This is a genomic window from Xenococcus sp. PCC 7305 (assembly GCF_000332055.1).
Lineage (GTDB): Bacteria > Cyanobacteriota > Cyanobacteriia > Cyanobacteriales > Xenococcaceae > Xenococcus.
Genome location: NZ_ALVZ01000157.1, coordinates 1 through 16,343 on the forward strand (window position 1 = coordinate 1; position 16,343 = coordinate 16,343).

At 39.3% G+C, this 16,343-nt stretch carries 14 protein-coding genes and 1 pseudogene; 6 read left to right on the forward strand and 9 right to left on the reverse strand.

Annotated elements, in window-relative coordinates; genetic code table 11:
* Positions 1-258 precede the first annotated feature (258 nt).
* The 3 genes from XEN7305_RS29310 to XEN7305_RS09890 form a co-directional block, all read right to left on the reverse strand.
* Complete coding sequence (locus XEN7305_RS29310; RefSeq protein WP_006509264.1) at positions 259-417, reverse strand: hypothetical protein; 159 nt, start codon at positions 415-417, stop codon at positions 259-261.
* A 202-nt stretch (positions 418-619) separates the two neighbouring features.
* Positions 620-1,753 carry a glycosyltransferase family 1 protein gene (locus tag XEN7305_RS09885; RefSeq protein ID WP_006509265.1) on the reverse strand — a complete coding sequence of 378 codons (1,134 nt, stop codon included), beginning with the start codon at positions 1,751-1,753 and terminating at the stop codon, positions 620-622.
* A gap of 123 nt (positions 1,754-1,876) precedes the next feature.
* Complete coding sequence (locus tag XEN7305_RS09890) at positions 1,877-3,238, reverse strand: aminopeptidase P family protein (protein ID WP_006509266.1); 1,362 nt, start codon at positions 3,236-3,238, stop codon at positions 1,877-1,879.
* 255 nt (positions 3,239-3,493) lie between these two features.
* Here XEN7305_RS09890 and XEN7305_RS09895 point away from each other — a divergent pair, with 255 nt between their 5' ends.
* Positions 3,494-5,590 carry a dynamin family protein gene (locus tag XEN7305_RS09895; protein ID WP_006509267.1) on the forward strand — a complete coding sequence of 699 codons (2,097 nt, stop codon included), beginning with the start codon at positions 3,494-3,496 and terminating at the stop codon, positions 5,588-5,590.
* Between the two features lie 15 nt (positions 5,591-5,605).
* Positions 5,606-7,285: a dynamin family protein gene (locus XEN7305_RS09900; protein WP_006509268.1), complete on the forward strand. Its 1,680-nt coding sequence runs from the start codon at positions 5,606-5,608 to the stop codon at positions 7,283-7,285.
* Between the two features lie 441 nt (positions 7,286-7,726).
* On the opposite strand, the gene XEN7305_RS09905 is transcribed toward XEN7305_RS09900, so the two are convergent.
* Positions 7,727-7,945, reverse strand: coding sequence for a type II toxin-antitoxin system HicB family antitoxin (locus tag XEN7305_RS09905; protein ID WP_006509269.1), 219 nt, complete (start codon positions 7,943-7,945; stop codon positions 7,727-7,729).
* A 315-nt stretch (positions 7,946-8,260) separates the two neighbouring features.
* On the opposite strand from XEN7305_RS09905, the gene XEN7305_RS26585 reads away from it, so the two are divergent.
* The 3 genes and pseudogenes from XEN7305_RS26585 (at position 8,261) to XEN7305_RS09920 (ending at position 10,168) form a co-directional block, all read left to right on the forward strand.
* Complete coding sequence (locus XEN7305_RS26585; RefSeq protein WP_006509270.1) at positions 8,261-8,851, forward strand: hypothetical protein; 591 nt, start codon at positions 8,261-8,263, stop codon at positions 8,849-8,851.
* Between the two features lie 32 nt (positions 8,852-8,883).
* Positions 8,884-9,510 carry a hypothetical protein gene (locus tag XEN7305_RS09915; protein ID WP_006509271.1) on the forward strand — a complete coding sequence of 209 codons (627 nt, stop codon included), beginning with the start codon at positions 8,884-8,886 and terminating at the stop codon, positions 9,508-9,510.
* Between the two features lie 163 nt (positions 9,511-9,673).
* Positions 9,674-10,168, forward strand: a pseudogene (locus XEN7305_RS09920) (DUF29 domain-containing protein).
* A 40-nt stretch (positions 10,169-10,208) separates the two neighbouring features.
* Here XEN7305_RS09920 and XEN7305_RS09925 read toward each other — a convergent pair.
* The 5 genes from XEN7305_RS09925 to XEN7305_RS09945 form a co-directional block, all read right to left on the reverse strand.
* Positions 10,209-10,577 (reverse strand): DUF5615 family PIN-like protein, encoded by a 369-nt coding sequence (locus XEN7305_RS09925; RefSeq protein ID WP_006509273.1) that lies wholly within the window; start codon positions 10,575-10,577, stop codon positions 10,209-10,211.
* Positions 10,574-10,816 (reverse strand): DUF433 domain-containing protein, encoded by a 243-nt coding sequence (locus XEN7305_RS09930; RefSeq protein WP_040897366.1) that lies wholly within the window; start codon positions 10,814-10,816, stop codon positions 10,574-10,576. Before XEN7305_RS09930 ends, XEN7305_RS09925 begins: the two co-directional genes overlap by 4 nt.
* Before the next feature lie 76 nt (positions 10,817-10,892).
* Entirely contained in the window at positions 10,893-13,574 is a 2,682-nt protein-coding gene (mutS, locus tag XEN7305_RS09935; protein WP_006509275.1) for a DNA mismatch repair protein MutS, read from the reverse strand.
* Between the two features lie 64 nt (positions 13,575-13,638).
* Positions 13,639-14,250 carry a thylakoid membrane photosystem I accumulation factor gene (locus XEN7305_RS09940; RefSeq protein ID WP_006509276.1) on the reverse strand — a complete coding sequence of 204 codons (612 nt, stop codon included), beginning with the start codon at positions 14,248-14,250 and terminating at the stop codon, positions 13,639-13,641.
* A gap of 99 nt (positions 14,251-14,349) precedes the next feature.
* Positions 14,350-15,669, reverse strand: a complete 1,320-nt coding sequence (locus XEN7305_RS09945; protein WP_006509277.1) for an aminopeptidase P N-terminal domain-containing protein — start codon at positions 15,667-15,669, stop codon at positions 14,350-14,352.
* A 214-nt stretch (positions 15,670-15,883) separates the two neighbouring features.
* Between XEN7305_RS09945 and XEN7305_RS09950 the strand changes: the two genes are divergently transcribed.
* Positions 15,884-16,321 (forward strand): hypothetical protein, encoded by a 438-nt coding sequence (locus XEN7305_RS09950; protein WP_006509278.1) that lies wholly within the window; start codon positions 15,884-15,886, stop codon positions 16,319-16,321.
* Positions 16,322-16,343 lie beyond the last annotated feature (22 nt).

The window sequence follows — 16,343 nt, forward strand, 5'->3', positions numbered from 1 at the left end:
AATCTCATGACGCACAAAGCGCCAAGCTTTGCTGAGCGCAATTTATTTTTTAGCGATCGCGTATGGTCTTGGTTTCATCTTGTCGAACTCAGGTTGTTCAGGACAGTCCAGGACAATTATTAAGATTATTCACTTAGCGTCAGTTCAACAAATTTTTTTTACTAAATTTCCCAAGTTGAATAACGAAGTAATAGGCTTTTCCCCAAATCCCCAAATCCCCATTCAGAACTAGTAAATTCTGTACTTATCGAACTCACATTAACTTAATGGACGAACCTCTCCTCCATGAGTTGTCGCCATGACTTTTGCCATTTCTAAAGAGGAAAATTGGCGTGCTTTCTCGATTCCTGGTTGGAACTTCCCTGAAAGAGTTAGATAATGAACAAAGATACCGACTTTTTTCTCAATTATGTACATAACTATTATTCCAATATGCGATTAACATAAGCTCTAATTCTTTAATCGCAATTCCACAAATTCTTGCCTGACACTAACCTGCGTTCATAGACGTAAGATCATTTTTAATTCCCTTTGCGCCTTTGCCCAGAACACGAAGCTGGGTAAACGTCTTTGCGCGAAATGCAAAATTATACTTTAGAACGCGACTTCGTATGAGATGTTAAGCCGCTGAGGATAACATTTCGGGATTGACTATATCGCGATAATAACTCTGTAATTGCCTGGTAGCTGAGGCCCAGCCCCATCTTTCAGCCTCTTTTCTTGCGTTTGCTCGCAGTTGCTCTCGTTCTGTTTGGGCTTCTAATAATCTCTTGGTTGCGGTAATGGCACCATCGGGATCATTGACATCGAACATAAAACCATTTTCCCCATTGGTGACAATATCAGGAATTCCTCCGGAATTAGCCGCCACTACAGGACAACCCGCCGCCATGGCTTCTAATAAAACTAATCCTAAAGTTTCTGTGCGAGAAGGAAAGACAAAAGCATCAGCAGAAGCAAAAGCAGAAGCTAATTCTAAACCCTGTAGATAGCCAACAAAATTGGTGTTGGTTCCTGCAAAATGAGCCTCTAGGGCCTCCCTATTAGGGCCGTCTCCCACGATCGCCAAACGAGCTTCGGGAATTGCCTCCAAAACAGGCTTAATTTGATCTATTTGTTTTTCAGCCGAAACCCGACCGACATAGAGTAAAAGAGGACTTTCGGGATGACCCTGGGAAAGTCTGGCTCTCATCTGAGCTGACTTGAGATGGGGCTGGAACATGTCTGTATCAACTCCTCGTTGCCACAAATCCACGTTTTCGATGCCATGAGTTTTCAATTCTTCCACCATTACTGAGGATGTACATAGATTCAGTTGGGCTTGGTTATGAATTGCTTTGAGTAATTCCCAAAGTACTCCTTCTAAAGCTCCTAGACCATAATGTTGTAGATATTGAGGTAAATGGGTGTGATAGGAAGCAACGAGGGGAATATTTAGGTTCTTAGCGTAATAGACTCCACTAACGCCGAGAACTGCTGGATTGACGACATGAATGAGATCGGGATTGAATTTTTCGATAATATCTTTGGTTCCCATCGAAGGCAAAGCGAGTTTCAATTCGGGATACAAGGGAAGAGGTAAGCCAGGAACACCATGAATTTGTGCGCCTTTATATTCTGTTAACCCTCCATCGGGAGCTACCACCAAAACGCGATCGCCGTTGCGCTCTAAATGTTCTATCGTATGACGCAAGCGAGTAACAATACCGTCAACTTTGGGGAGAAAGGTTTCTGTGAACAGGGCAATACGCATAAGAGATTAAATATTAGTATTTAATTAGTGCTGAATCACTTAAAATAACTTAAAGGTCTGATCAAATTGTGCCAGAAGATGACGTAGATTGTTAACTCTAAATTACAATTTTTTGATATTGATTTAGCAACTAAACTGTAACAAACTCTCAATATCCTGGGCTGTATTTGGTAAATCAGCTGTTAAAATCTCCGTTCCAGATTCGGTAATTAGCACATCATCTTCAATCCGAATTCCTCTAACATCGGCAAATTGAGCTAAAACTTCCCAATTCACGACATCATCATATTCATCGCGTAAATCACTATTATTTAAAATACCTGGAACTTGATAAAAACCAGGCTCGATCGTCACTACCATACCCGATCGCAGAGTTCGATCTAAACGCAGATAACCTAAGCCGAAGCGATCGCTTCTCGTTCTACCTCTTTCATAGCCAGCTAAATCGCCCAGGTCTTCCATATCATGAACATCTAATCCCAATAGATGACCAATGCCGTGGGGGAAAAATAGGGCATGGGCATCTCTATCTACCAAATCATCAGGATTACCTTTTAGGATATTTAAATCTACTAAGCCTTTAGCAATGATCTTGGCTGCGAGTAGATGAATTTCGCGATATTCTACCCCAGGTTTCATCTGGGCGATACAAGTATCATGAGCTGCTAAAACTAGGTCATAAATGGCTCGCTGAGTAGGGGAAAATTTGCCAGAAACGGGCCAAGTACGAGTAATATCGGCAGCCCAACCCCGAGTGTTTTCAGCTCCGACATCTGCGAGCAAGAGATCTCCAGGGGTTAATTGATTATGATATTGCTCATTATGTAGGACTTCTCCTTGAATTGTCACAATACTGTTATAGGCGCAGGTCATGTCATGGGCAATAATTACTTGTTCCATTGCCCCACGTATTTGGGCTTCTGTCTGAGCGTTTGCAGTGGCTTGCATTCCTGCTTGATGGGCTTTGACGGATACGGCCACAGATTCTTTGATTTGGGCGATCGCGTCTGTATCATGGGAGAGTCTTAGTTTTATGATTGCGGTTGCTAGTTCTAGGTCGATTCCTGTTAGTTGGTTACTGGGGGGGATAGTTCGTTGTAGTAGTTGGCATTGTTGTTTATAGGTGGCAAAGTCCTGGACGGGAATTGTCGCAGCATTTTGAATTTTGGCGGGTAGTTCAGCTAGAGGATAAGCTTGGTCTGCTCCGATGAGATCTGCGATCGCGTCTCGGGTGGGTAGTGGGCCATGCCAGAGGCTGGCTGCGATCGTGGGGTTGTCATAAAACAATTCTAATTTTCCTTGTTCGAGGCGAATTACGGCATTTTCCAGGGGGATGCCGACAAAGTAGAGGAAGTGGCTACTGGGGCGGAAGGGGTATTTATTGGCAGGGAAGTTACGACTGGTGCTTTTGCCTGACCAGAGGAGGATGGGGTTATTGGTGAGGATGGATAGTTTGATTCTTCTGTTTTTTAATGTTGTTAGCATTTTCGGTTGTTAGGTTTTCTAATGGTTTGTTAACAATTCTTCAAAACATATCTCTAAAATATCTTGCGCTAAAATCTATGGAACATCGAGATAAGTCCTAGTGCCGCTGCGCAGAAGTAATAAGTAATAAGTAATGAGTAATAAGTCTTGATACATCAGCTTTTTACTCCTCGTTGATAGATAGCTTATTTACGCCTACGTCCACTAGTAATTTTCAATTTTTAATTTTCAATTTTCAATTCTCCATTGTCTCTTATGAACGAAAATCCCACTCAAAATTTAGTATCAGCCACGAATGTCTACAAACATTTTGTCGATAAGATTGAGGATGTTATTGGCATTCTAATTCAAGCGGAGAGTCAAGCAGATATTGAATATTATTCAGGAGCCTTAGGGATAGAAAATTATATTGAGACTTTAAAAAGAGAAAGAGATAAATTAAAAAGTAAAGTATTTCGCTTTTTAGTGATTGGCGATAAAAACAGAGGAAAAAGTACCATCATTAATGTGTTGCTGGGGGAAGAGTTATTGCCCGAAGGAGCAGTGGCGACTACCGCCATTCCGACATTGATTCGGTATGGGAAAAAGCAGAAAATGACATTATATTATGACGATAATGTCAAAGAAGAAATTAGTATAGCTGATTTTAATAAGAAACATACTCATAGTTCTCGCAAAGTCAAAAAAGCGGAAAAGAAATACAAAGAAACTCGACTCAAAGAATTGGTTCGAGAGGGATTAGATCGTCTTTCTGCGCGATCGCAATTGGCAGAAGAATGGATTAATCACTTGATTGGGACGATTAACTATGCCTGCTTAGAAGCTCCTGTTACTTTATTAGCCAAAAAAGTTGAGTTTATTGATACGGCGGGATTAAATAATTCAGAAACAGAAAATGAAAAAGCTTTTGCTTATATAAAAAACTGCGAAGCAATTATTTTCATTCTCGATCCTAATGATCAAATAAGCCTCACAGACAAAGCCTATTTACAAAAATTTCTGGATGCCCAAGTAAATGTCGAAAATATCTTTTTTCTCATTAATAAATGGGATGATGTCGAAGAAGCTGACAAACAAGATATCAAAGAAGCTTTTGTAATTAATTTGGCCCAAACTCTGCATCAAGATCCAGAAGTCATCGAACAGCTTTGGGGGCAAAGAATTTTTACGGTTTCGGCGAGAAATGCCCTCAAAAATATTAAAAGAAGAAAAGCTTTTCAGGGCACAGGCTTCCCCGAATTTACGACAGAATTGAGCAACTTTTTAAAATATGAGAGATTAAATTGTAAAATAGCGCAACCAGTGAAAACAACTCAACAAGTTTCTAAATTGGTGAGCCAAATTATTGAGCAGCGTTTAGCTATTCTTCAAGATGATATTACTACCCTGAGCGAAAAAGAACAAAAAGCCCAACCTTATTTTGCGGCGATGAAAAAAATTTGTTCGACTCTAGAGCAACAAGTAAATCAAATCCAAGAACAATCGGCGAAGGAAATAGTCGAGTCCTATCAGAAATATTTTACTAATGCCTGCCAGAATTTTACTCGCAATTCTCTAGATTTACCCAACATAGATAAAATTGCTAAGCAAGATCGCGATCGCTTTACCAAAGAAATTCAGGAAAAAATTTATCAATTTATGCAAGACAAGTTCCAGGAATGGAATGAGCAATCTCAGGCAAAAATCAATATCAAAAACGATCAGTTAAAAATTGTTTTTCATAATAATCTCCAACAATATCTTCAGCATAAAGAAATCGTGCAAAGTATTTTGGTAACCCAATATGATGTGGTCTTAGATGAAGCAAAATCTGATTATGTTCCTCAAACTCCCGAGGAGATCCAGCTACAAGGGACAAATAGCAATGATAGTAATAACTGGGTGCTCGCGGGAACCACGACTGGAGGGGCGATCGTTGGTGGTACGATGGGGGTTGTTGCGGCGTTGTCGATTACTCCTGTAGGATGGGTAGCAGTTGGTGTAGGGGTAATTAGCGCGATCGGAGTCGGTGTTTGGGGCTGGATTTGGGGTAATGACCTCAAACAAGATAAATTTAGTCAGGCAATTAAGCAACAACTAGAAGCTCAGCTACCAGAGATTTTAAGTAAACAGAAACTTTCTGTGCTTAATAATCATATTAAAAGCCAGTTTGATTCTTGGCATGACACGGTCGAACTCATAAAAAATGATATTACCAGCTTAGAAGTTTCCCTAAACAATTTAATTAGTCAAAAACAACAACATCAAGTTAATTTTTCTTTGGAAGAAACAAGATTAGAAAATATAAAAACTCGTCTCACGGCAAAAAGTCAAGAAATAATTGGAGAATATAAACAATATAATACAAATTGAACCAATAAAATCCAGATGGAATCTACAGTTAATTTCACCAAAAATCTCAGACAGGCTGCTTCTTTGCTCGATCCAAAATCAGATGCTCAACTAATATCTGATGTTGAAACTGTCTGTCAGCAATTAGTAGATTCTGCTTTTCGGATTGGAGTGGTTGCTCCTTTTAATTTTGGTAAATCGACTTTGTTAAATGCCATCTTGGGTCGAGATGTGATGCCCACAAAATGTATTCGCACTACGGGCTCGGCAATTAGAATTAAATATGGCAAGAAACTCAAAATTTGGATCACTTTCGCTTCGGGAGAAGTTATCAAGAGTTCTTTTGTCGAAATCCTTGAAGAATATGTAGTTTTGGATAAACAGGGCAATATTCGCCAAGATGTTGTTTCGGTAGAGGTTTTCTATCCCCACCCTTTGCTCAAAAGAGGTATTGAGTTGTTAGATTTACCGGGGATTAATGATACTGAAGCACAAAATAAATTAGTACAGAATGAACTGTTGCAAGTTGATTTAGTAATCCAGATCTTACATGCCCAACAATTATTTACGTTAACAGAACAAGATATTCTGAATCAATGGTTAATCAAAAGAGGTATGAGAAATGTGATTTTCGTAATGAATTGGATGAATAAACTAAGGACTCGGCAGGATATTCGCAATGTTTATGACGAAGCTAAAGTTATTACCAATGACTTTAAATTAGATTTTCAAACAGATCTACTTTATCGCCTCAATAGTCTTTATCGAGTTGATGCTTTGCCAGCTCTAAGGGCAAAAAAAAAGAACAAGCTCCACGCTATGGTTAATACTGGTTTAGTTAGATTTGAAGCTGCTCTGCACACTATATATTCATTTCAAAAATCTCAAGTTTTTCATGCCAGATGCCCTCGCGCCAAGATTATCACTGAGCAAGTTCAACAAGCTTTGCAAACTAAAGCTCAACTGATTACTGATGAAATAGCTATTTTAGAAAAAGATAATCGTATTGCTCTAGCTACAGTAGAAAGCAAGGAAAAATTACTGATGCAAGAGTTTAAAACTAGTGTCAAAAATTTGCGCAATTGGTTAAATCTTTCTAATCTTAAAACGAGTTATTATTTTGAAGCTTTGCTATCACTTCAAGAATCTAAATTTCATATTTGGAAGCAAAATTGTTTTAAAAAAGATCTTTTGATCTATCAGCAAGCAATCGAAAGACAAATTGGGAGAATTAGTAGTGAGTTAAATGAAAATTTGCCCCAAAAATTGGATATTACTTTTCCGCGTTTTCCGACAGTTGAGTTGCCAGATAATGAAACAGAAAATTTTGGTAGCAAATTGCGGAATATTTTTGCTAGAAAGGCGAAAAGCAGAAAATCAGCTTTGGAATATGAAAATAGTTTATTAAGAGCCCAGGAGAAAGCTGTCAATAATTATTTTACGCAATTTAGTCAAGAAGCTCTCGAAACTTTGTCGGAGTATGAAAAGAAATTTCAACCTTTTATTAGTTTGCCCAAACCGCCAAAATCTCAAGAGATAGCTAATAAGCGTTCTGAAGTAGAATTGATTAATGATAGTTTAAAAAATCTTCAGAAAAGTAATTTTCTTAAATCTACTAAAGACAAACAGCGATCTTTTTATCAACAAGAAGTCTGGAAAATTATGACATTTATTAAATATTATGTTCTAACTATGTTTTGGAGTAAATTTCGTTAGGTTATGTGGCAATTTTTGGCCTTGCAATGTACGTTAAATCTAGGCTTTGGGGAACAGGGAATCGGGAACAACCTGAGTTCGATGAGTACAAAATTTACTAGTTCTGAATAGGGACTTAGGGATTTGGGGATTTGGGGATCTAGAGAAAAGCCTATTACTTCGTTGTTCAACTTGGGAAATTTAATCAAAAGGAAAATTCGTCGAACTGACGTGGCGGAAGTTAAAAGTCAAAAGCGGTGCGACCCTGAAGAGGTTCCCTCATCTAAGGAACGCGCACCAAGAAAGGAATAAACTCAGTGAGAAATTAAGAGCGTCTAGCTATCGTTAAAGAAGAATAAAAAACGCGATCGCGATTAAGATTTTTAGGCAATGCGATCGCTTTAGCTTAAGGAGAAAGATTCTAGATCGCGTTAAACCAGATACTAATTATCTCAACTCATTTTAAACAGAAATTAGTTTCGCGATCGGTAAAGCTTGACCTGTAGCTTGTAAGTTTAAGATTAACTCTTCCATTACTTCTAATCCATTTTGTAGTGCTTCTTGATAAGTATTTCCGTGAGATACAGGCTGCATAATTTCATCTGCAAAGTCGGGAAGATAGACTAAATAGCATTCATCTTCTTGACTCCAGGCAATATTAACTTGATATTTAGGATTCATCTTTTACTCTCCTTATAGCTTCTTTGACTTGTTTTTCTGAATAAGCTTTAGCATCTGCGCCATCCTATTCTAGTAGATTTTTTCATATTTACCTAGATCGTAGAAAATCGAAAAAACTAATCAGATCTTCCGTAGAATTAGACTATTGATAATTACTGATGAGGAGCAAGAAAGAATTGAAATTTGTCCGTAGTTTGCGGAAATATTGCTCTACTCAATAGATCCTGCCGAACTTAAGTTGCTATTGTAAGCTATACCAACTTCTATTTTGTTGAGCGATAATATTTATATAAAAGTAATACTAAGGTAATATTCATGAAGGTTTCTTCACTGTCTCCATCTCAAGCTAGATTAAAGCTCGTGATTCTCGATAAGCAAGCTAAAGCGAAGAACAGTTATGAGTTTTACTCACAAATAAAAGACTTTAAATTACCTAACGAGGTTGTAGAAATCCTAAGGAAGATTCAAAAAGTCACATCCAAGATTGCTGGTAAAGTCGTTGCTATTGGTAAAATTATAGTTATAAAGTTACTCGAATATGTAGCAGAGCATCCATTGCAAATTGCAGGTTTAGCAGTGGGTCTTGTTACAACTTATGCTCTTGGGGTAGCAATTCAGGGTTTATTTTCACTTATACCAGCATTAGCGAAATGGAAGCTTATTGGGGGTCTACTCGCAAAGTTAGCCTTGTTGATAGCAAAACTCTGTCAAACAATTTTTGTCCCTCTTATGTTTGCAGCACCCATAGCTGGGGTTGTTTTCGGGGAGATGTCTGACAAAAAATATCCAGAGATTAGTGAAAGTTTGAAACAAGTTGTAAAAGACTTCTTTAACTTTTTTAGTCAGATTATTAACTCTATAAAAGATGAGTTTGATTTCAGTGATTACAGTCAAGTATTTGTTTAATTATATTAACCGGCAGTTAGAGAAAAAATATTATGGACTTACCAGATAAGAAGTTGAGTAAAAAGAAAATCTTAGAACTTATTTCGAAACTAAAAAAGAATCCATCAGCTAAGTATCAAATCTTAGCTGATTTAGGTATTGCTGGGGCTGGGATGGCAGGTGCAGGAGCTGTTGCGGCTGTTGCTGGTGCAAGTGTAGCCCCAATCGGCTTTGGCGTTACGGCTCTCACTGGTTTTGGCATAGCAGTTGCAGCTCCTGTTGTATTAGTTGCTGGAGCGTCAGTAGCAGGTGGAGCTGCGGCTTATGGAATAACCCAAGCAGTTAGATTTAAGGCTCACCAACATGGTAAGCTCGACCAAATGATCAAGCAGCTTGAGGAAATGCTGCGCGATATGGACTATCAAGAAACTAGGTCTCAAACAACTGATACCGATAAAACTAGGTTTATCATTTTCTTAGAAGAACCGATAAAGCTTAATCTAATCAGTGAAGAGGATGCTTCTGACTTAATTCAACTTGTTGAAAACGGACAAATATCGCTTTTTGAAGCATATAGGCTTGTAAAAGATATTTTGAAAGAGTTTGACGCAGATAAGAAGAAGTCTCAAACAGATATCTTATTGCCTAAATTATTGGGATGCAGTGCTGGGGAGAACTAGACATCAAAATAATATCTTATTAACCAACTTACATAGAGTATATTCTAAAATTTCTGGATTTAATCCTTTTTCTTGTGAGCGATCACTTGATTATCAAGACAGTTGCGGCAAGAGCGATCGCACTAAAAAATAAAAGAACAATTGAAATCGAACATCTCTACATATTCTAAATCAAGAGACCATTGCAAATAATAGAGTCGAAAACCTCCCACTTTTCGAGCATAATTTCTATGGTTGGACACAACAACAAGCAGCAATCCTCGCTGCCCATCGTTGGGAAGATTTAGATTGAGCTAATTTAATTGAGGAGATTGAATCATTGGGGAGACAGGAACGCCAAGAATTGCGAAATCGCTTATGTCTTCTCATTGCCCATCTACTCAAATGGCAGTTTCAACCTCAAAAACGAAGTCGCAGTTGGCTGGCAACAATTCGGATTCAGCACCTTTATACAATAGATTTATTAGAAGACAATCCGAGCCTGAAACCCTATCTAGAAGAAGCCTTAGAGCGTGCTCACAAAAAGGCAATTATTTTAGCTATCAAAGAGACAAATCTACCCAATAAAACTTTTCCTGCTCAATATCCTTATATCCTCACTGATATTCTCGATGACAGTTTCTTTCCTAGGGAAGCTAGCGATTTACTTGATGAATAAGCTTTCTTCTATTTTGCTACTGTAATAAATTTCTCTACTCTTATCCATTCAACGGAAGTCGCCGTAATCGGCAACGGCTATCATCAATAATGATAATTGCCCCTCTATTCAAAGCCTGTTCACATTCCTCAATCACTGATAACAACCGAGCAGAGACAAAAGCTGGGTTGGTTTTTTGAAGGCGAAAGATGATGACGCTAGGTAAAGACAAAGAACCAATTGCTAACAAATCAGCAAAGTCCAAATCAAAAGTTAAGATAATTCGGTTCTCCTCTATTGCTTTCTCTACAATCAAAGGACCAGCAAGGCGCTGTAAACCTTGCTCTCGAAGATGTAAAGCGTCATAATCATTATCCCGTAAAGTTTTGACCACTGTCTGGGAAACTCCCATATCTGCTAAAAATTTCATACTGAAATCGGTCTTAAAGAATGAACTTCCTCATTAGACAAAAAAGCAGCATAACGAAGACAAGCTTTAATATCTTCTACCTCTAAATCAGGGTATTCTTCTAAGATTGCCTCTGTTGCCATGTCATTAGCAATTAAGCTAAGCACAAGAGATACAGTTATTCGCATTCCTCGAATACAAGCTTTTCCACCCATAATTTGTGGATCAAAAGTAATTCTTTCAAAATAGGTCTGAGTCATAATCATTAACTTGATAATAATAATTTCTGTTGATCAACGGTCAATGGTCAATGGTGAATGTTCAATGTTTAATGTACTAATCAGAAAAAATATCCAATTGTTCAATCAGTTCCCCCGACTTTTTCTTGCCATTTTTACTACTTTCAGGACTAATTTGTTGAATACCTTTGCGCAAACCCAAAGCAATCTTACTATGCTTTTCGATCTGCCCCATCACTTGCCTCGCTCTCGTAATCACAGAACTCGGTAAACCTGCCAATCTTCCCGCTTCTATCCCATAGGATTTACTCGCACCACCAGGACAAACTTGATGTAAAAATATTATCTTATCTGCCATCTCTTTAACCGTAACTTGATAATTAGCCACATTAGTTAAAATCGAAGCCAACTCATTTAATTCGTGATAATGAGTCGCAAAAATAGTACGAGCTTGGATTTGGGTCGCTAAATATTCTGCCACTGACCAAGCGATCGCGAGTCCATCAAAAGTCGCAGTTCCTCGACCAATTTCATCCAATAGAATCAGAGATTTCGGTGTGGCATGATTGAGAATATTTGCTGTTTCGTTCATTTCCACCATAAAAGTCGATTGTCCTGTCGCCAGATCATCCACTGCTCCAACCCTGGTGAAAATGCGATCGCAGATAGCCAATTGAGCCTCCGTCGCAGGAACAAAGCTACCAATTTGTGCCATCAATTGAATCAAGCCGACCTGCCTCAGATAACAACTTTTACCACTAGCATTGGGCCCGGTCAAAATAACTAAATCGGGACTAATTTCTGATTTATCACCATTATTCAGCGGGATATCAGCACTATAGTTACCCATATCTGTTGAATTAGGCACAAAAAATCCATCACCCAAAGATTGTTCTACTACAGGATGTCTACCTTCCAAGATAAAAATTTCTCTTCCTGTAACCATTTGGGGACGACAATAGTTCTGATAAACTGCGATTTCCGCCAGTCCAGCTAAGACATCGATCGCGGCAACTGCTTTAGCAATACTCCGAATTGCGGTTGCTTCCTCTCCCACTTTATTGCGCATTTCGGTAAAGATTTCATACTCTAAAGCATAGAGATCATCCTTAGCCGTTAATATCCTAGTTTCCCGTTCTTTTAATTCCGAAGTAATATATCTTTCTTCATTAGTTAAGGTCTGTTTGCGTTGATAATTATCAGGAGCCAAACTTGCCTTGGAGCGCGGCATACTGAGGTAGTAACCAAAGGTTTTGTTGTAGCCAACTTTGAGATGACTTACCCCCGTGCGTTCTCTTTCTGTCACTTCTAGATTGGTCAACCATTCTTTATCCTCTTCCAATCTTGCCTTCATCTGATCGAGTTGCGTATTGACTCCCTCACGAATCAAGCCCCCTTCCTTGAGATGTTGCGGTGGCGACTCTACCAGATTATCGATGACATATTTACCCAACTCCTCCAATTGGGGAGGCACTTTCTGTAAAGCTTTTAGATAAGGCGAAGTACCATAGGAAGCAATAGTTGCAATATCCCTTAATTTGACTAAAGATTCCCCCAAGGCCAATAAATCCCGAGCATTTGCCGTTCCCGAACTAACTCTGCCCGATAAACGCTCGATATCATAAATTTTCTTGAGGATCGCCCGCAAATCTTGCCGCAAAGAACTATTACTCACCAACTCAGCGATCGTATCTTGTCGGGCATGAATGCCTTTGAGATTGATCAAAGGTTGCAATAGCCAACGCCGTAAAGCTCGACCTCCCATAGCCGTACCAGTGCGATCCAAAGCCCATAACAAAGAACCATGAAATGTCCCATCTCTCACGGTTTGGGTAATTTCGAGATTGCGCCGACTTTGATGATCCAAGATCAGATAATCTGCCAGGCTGTAGGTCTTTAGAGGCTGTAAAGCAACCTGATAAGCCTTTTGCGTATCCTCAACATATTCGAGTAAACCCCCGGCGGCTCTTACTCCCAAGGGAAGATTCGCACAACCCATCCCTTCTAAAGAAGAAACATTGAAACTATCCTTTAATCTTTGTTTGGCTTCTACAAGCGTAAAAGGCTTTTGCGATCGCAAAGAATAACAAAAACTCTCGGGCAAACAATCAGCCAGATATTCCGATTGTTCCCCTGGACGCAAAAGCCCATTAATATCTGGAGCATTGGTGGGAATCAACACCTCAGATGGTTGCAAACGCAATAACTCTAAAGACAAATTACTTAAATCTTGAGATTGAGTCGTCGAAAATTCCCCAGTCGAAATATCAGCATAGGCCAAGCCCCAATGTTCTCCCGTTATGACCACCGCTGCCAAGAAATTATTGCGCCGAGCAGTGAGCATTCCATCATCAGTGAGCGTACCAGGAGTTAATAACTTCTGAAGCTCCCGTTTCACCATTTTCCGGCCTTCAGCAGCAGCCGTAGCGGCATCTTCTACTTGATCGCAAATTGCCACGGCATAACCTTTTTTCACCAAAGCAGTACTGTAGCGTTCTAGAGCATGATGGGGAACTCCCGTCATCGCAACTCGACCAATACCAGCTTCTTTACTAGTCTGGACTAACTCTAATGCTTGGGAAATAGTTACGGCATCCTGGAAAAAGCATTCAAAGAAATCACCTACCCGAAAGAATAATAAGGCATGGGGATATTTTTCTTTCGTCTCCACGTAATGCTGATACATAGGAGAAAGATCAGCCTTATTAATTTTGGTATAGTCGGTGCAAACATTTTTTGCTGACTTATGATCTCTACCTGCTTTGCTTCTCGGTACCATAAAATACGATTTCAAAATGCCAATAATTATTCATGGTACAGGCTTTGTAGCATCAAAATCTTAATTAATTAACTAACTCAAAATTAAATTCATTGAAAGAACGACGCTTCAATTCTACTGATTCTGAACGGGGCAATAAATCAAAAACTTCTCGTAAAGCATCATCGACCTCTTCGTAGGGAATCTGTCCTTGACCATCAAAAACAACCTGGCCCTCCTCATCAAGAATAACTGTTTCAGGGACTACTCCGTGGTAATAATATCCCAGCTCTTCTGGACTATAATTTGCTTTAAGAGGAATAGAATCTACAGTTACAGGAATAATACTCGCTGCGCGACCATAGAATTTTTGCATTCGAGAAACCACAATCGAAAACTTCTTGCAATCGCTACTATCGTCTATATAGTAAACAAGAATCACAGGCATTTCGCGATCGCGTGAGGCAGCCAAATCCAGGGGCGGTGGCACCAGAGAACCATTCCCCGCATAGACAACATAGACATTGCCATCGTAGCGATCGTCATTGATCCCAGCTAGGGCAGCAGGCGCACAGATCCAAGATAGGCTAATTAAACAAAGGGAAATAATTAGTAAACGAGGTCTAGTAAAAATATTTTTTAACTGGGATATAGTGTGTTTGATTATATTGTTCTGTTTTAAAGTAGCAAAAATCATGCGTTATTAAATATTTATTTTATTCTTTGTCCCAATGACCAAAGTTTATTATAGGTGAAGGGCGCAGGCGTTGCGCCTCCAGATATTGAATTCCTATTCTTAGTGAGCGATCTCTGCTACTGATTTGGGAACATCGGCAGTGAGAATATCATGACCATCGTCGGTAACTAACACATCATCCTCGATCCGAATGCCAATCCCTTTCCAGCAGTCAGGAATTTCAGGTTGTCCTTCGGCGGGTTTGATATAGGGAGAAATATAGATTCCTGGTTCCACGGTTAAGATATGTCCTGGTTGAAGTGCTTGCCAGGTTTCCTCGTTATGTTTATACAATCCGACATCGTGAACATCTAGACCCAACCAATGCCCCGTCTTATGCATATAGAAGGGTTTGTATTTCTCTTCTTTGATAATTTCCTCTTTATCTCCGATAAGTAAACCTAAATCTAATAAGCCATCAACTAAGACACTGACAGCTGTATCATGGGCTGCATTATAAGGATTCCCTGGTTTTACTTGTGCGATCGCCTGTAGTTGGGCTTCTAAAACCAATTCATAAAGAGTTTTCTGTTCGGGGGTAAATTTGCCGTTAACGGGAAAAGTGCGGGTGATATCTCCGTTGTAATAACCATAGGAACAGCCCGCATCAATTAACAATAGGTCACCATCCTTGAGCTGACAGTTATTTTCAATGTAATGCAACACGCAAGCATTGGCACCCGATGCCACAATCGACGGATAAGCAACTCCCATTGCCCCTGCTAAGCGAAATGTATGCTCGATTTCTGCCTCGACTTGATATTCATAAACTCCTGGACGGGCATATTCTCTAGCTCGGATATGAGCTTGCGCCGATATTTTGGCTGCTTGACGCATCAGCTCAATTTCTCCAGGACTTTTGACAAGGCGCATCGCAAAAGTTAGGGTTCTGGTATCCGCGATCGCAGTGGGGCCAATGCCATTTTTCTGATAGCCTGCCATCAGTCTTTGCCAGAGAGTTAATATTCTATTATTAAATTTTTCGTCTCTTCCTAAACGGTAGTAAATGCGATCGGCTTTGGCGAGATATTGGGGTAATTTTTCTGCAAGTTCTGCGATCGGATAAGCTTCATCCGCGCCATATTTTTCCTTGGCAGCCTCTACTCCACAGCGATAGCCTGTCCAAGTTTCTTTCTCAGGATCTTTGGGTTGCACAAAGAGAATGTAGCGATGTTCTTCGTGATGGGGTGCGAATACTGCCACAGCTTCTGGTTCATTAAACCCCGTTAAATAGTAAAAATCACTATCCTGACGATATACATATTCCACATCGTTATGCATGACCGCCATGGGTGCGCTATGAAAAATCGCTGTCCCATTGCCAACTTTGGCCATTAGTTGTTCGCGGCGTTGTTGATATTCGCTTTTTTCGATCCCCATTCTTTAGTCTTGTTCCTAGCATTGCAACATTATTTATTCATTATTTAATACTTTTGAATTATTTTCGATACAACAATTTTGTTGTATTATAAAAACATCTGCTTCCTCAAAATAAGACTTTTGTCGAAAGCAATGATTTCATACCGATTTTATAGCCTCTATCCGAGTTGGAAAGTATTATGAATATTTTTTTGTGGAAAGATAAATACACGTTATGGCGTTATCTAACTTCGATAGTAATGGAAATTTGCATCCAGGAATTTACTCTAGCACTTGGGAAGAGGTTAGAAGAATTCTAGTTTTTAATCCCCGCCGCCAAGAACTATTTAAAGGCTTAAAAAATGCTTGCAAAATATTAAAGAATGCTGGATGTGACAAAATTTATATTGGTGGCAGTTTTGCAACTAATAAGGAATGTCCTGGTGATTTTGATGTGTGCTGGAAAGACGATAGTGTTGATTTCAAAATTTTATTAGAACTTGACCCAGTGTTATTAGATTTTAGTAACAAACGCGCTAAACAAAAGGCAAAATATGGAGGAGAGCTATTTTTAGCGAGCGCCATGGCAGATGCTCAAGGCCAAACATTTTTAGAATTTTTCCGAAAAGATAGGAATGGGAATCCTAAGGGAATATTAGAGATATCTCTCTAAATAGCTCGTATGACTAATGAAT

Excerpts from the sequence above, each read along its gene's own strand:
- XEN7305_RS09890 (WP_006509266.1), bottom strand. The coding sequence starts at position 3,238 with ATGCTAACAACATTAAAAAACAGAAGAATCAAACTATCCATCCTCACC.
- XEN7305_RS09945 (WP_006509277.1), bottom strand. The coding sequence starts at position 15,669 with ATGGGGATCGAAAAAAGCGAATATCAACAACGCCGCGAACAACTAATG.
- XEN7305_RS29310 (WP_006509264.1), bottom strand. The coding sequence starts at position 417 with ATGTACATAATTGAGAAAAAAGTCGGTATCTTTGTTCATTATCTAACT.
- XEN7305_RS09940 (WP_006509276.1), bottom strand. The coding sequence starts at position 14,250 with ATGATTTTTGCTACTTTAAAACAGAACAATATAATCAAACACACTATA.
- XEN7305_RS09925 (WP_006509273.1), bottom strand. The coding sequence starts at position 10,577 with ATGAAATTTTTAGCAGATATGGGAGTTTCCCAGACAGTGGTCAAAACT.
- XEN7305_RS09930 (WP_040897366.1), bottom strand. The coding sequence starts at position 10,816 with ATGACTCAGACCTATTTTGAAAGAATTACTTTTGATCCACAAATTATG.
- XEN7305_RS09915 (WP_006509271.1), top strand. The coding sequence starts at position 8,884 with ATGGACTTACCAGATAAGAAGTTGAGTAAAAAGAAAATCTTAGAACTT.
- mutS (WP_006509275.1), bottom strand. The coding sequence starts at position 13,574 with ATGGTACCGAGAAGCAAAGCAGGTAGAGATCATAAGTCAGCAAAAAAT.
- XEN7305_RS09885 (WP_006509265.1), bottom strand. The coding sequence starts at position 1,753 with ATGCGTATTGCCCTGTTCACAGAAACCTTTCTCCCCAAAGTTGACGGT.
- XEN7305_RS09950 (WP_006509278.1), top strand. The coding sequence starts at position 15,884 with ATGGCGTTATCTAACTTCGATAGTAATGGAAATTTGCATCCAGGAATT.
- XEN7305_RS09900 (WP_006509268.1), top strand. The coding sequence starts at position 5,606 with ATGGAATCTACAGTTAATTTCACCAAAAATCTCAGACAGGCTGCTTCT.
- XEN7305_RS09905 (WP_006509269.1), bottom strand. The coding sequence starts at position 7,945 with ATGAATCCTAAATATCAAGTTAATATTGCCTGGAGTCAAGAAGATGAA.
- XEN7305_RS26585 (WP_006509270.1), top strand. The coding sequence starts at position 8,261 with ATGAAGGTTTCTTCACTGTCTCCATCTCAAGCTAGATTAAAGCTCGTG.
- XEN7305_RS09895 (WP_006509267.1), top strand. The coding sequence starts at position 3,494 with ATGAACGAAAATCCCACTCAAAATTTAGTATCAGCCACGAATGTCTAC.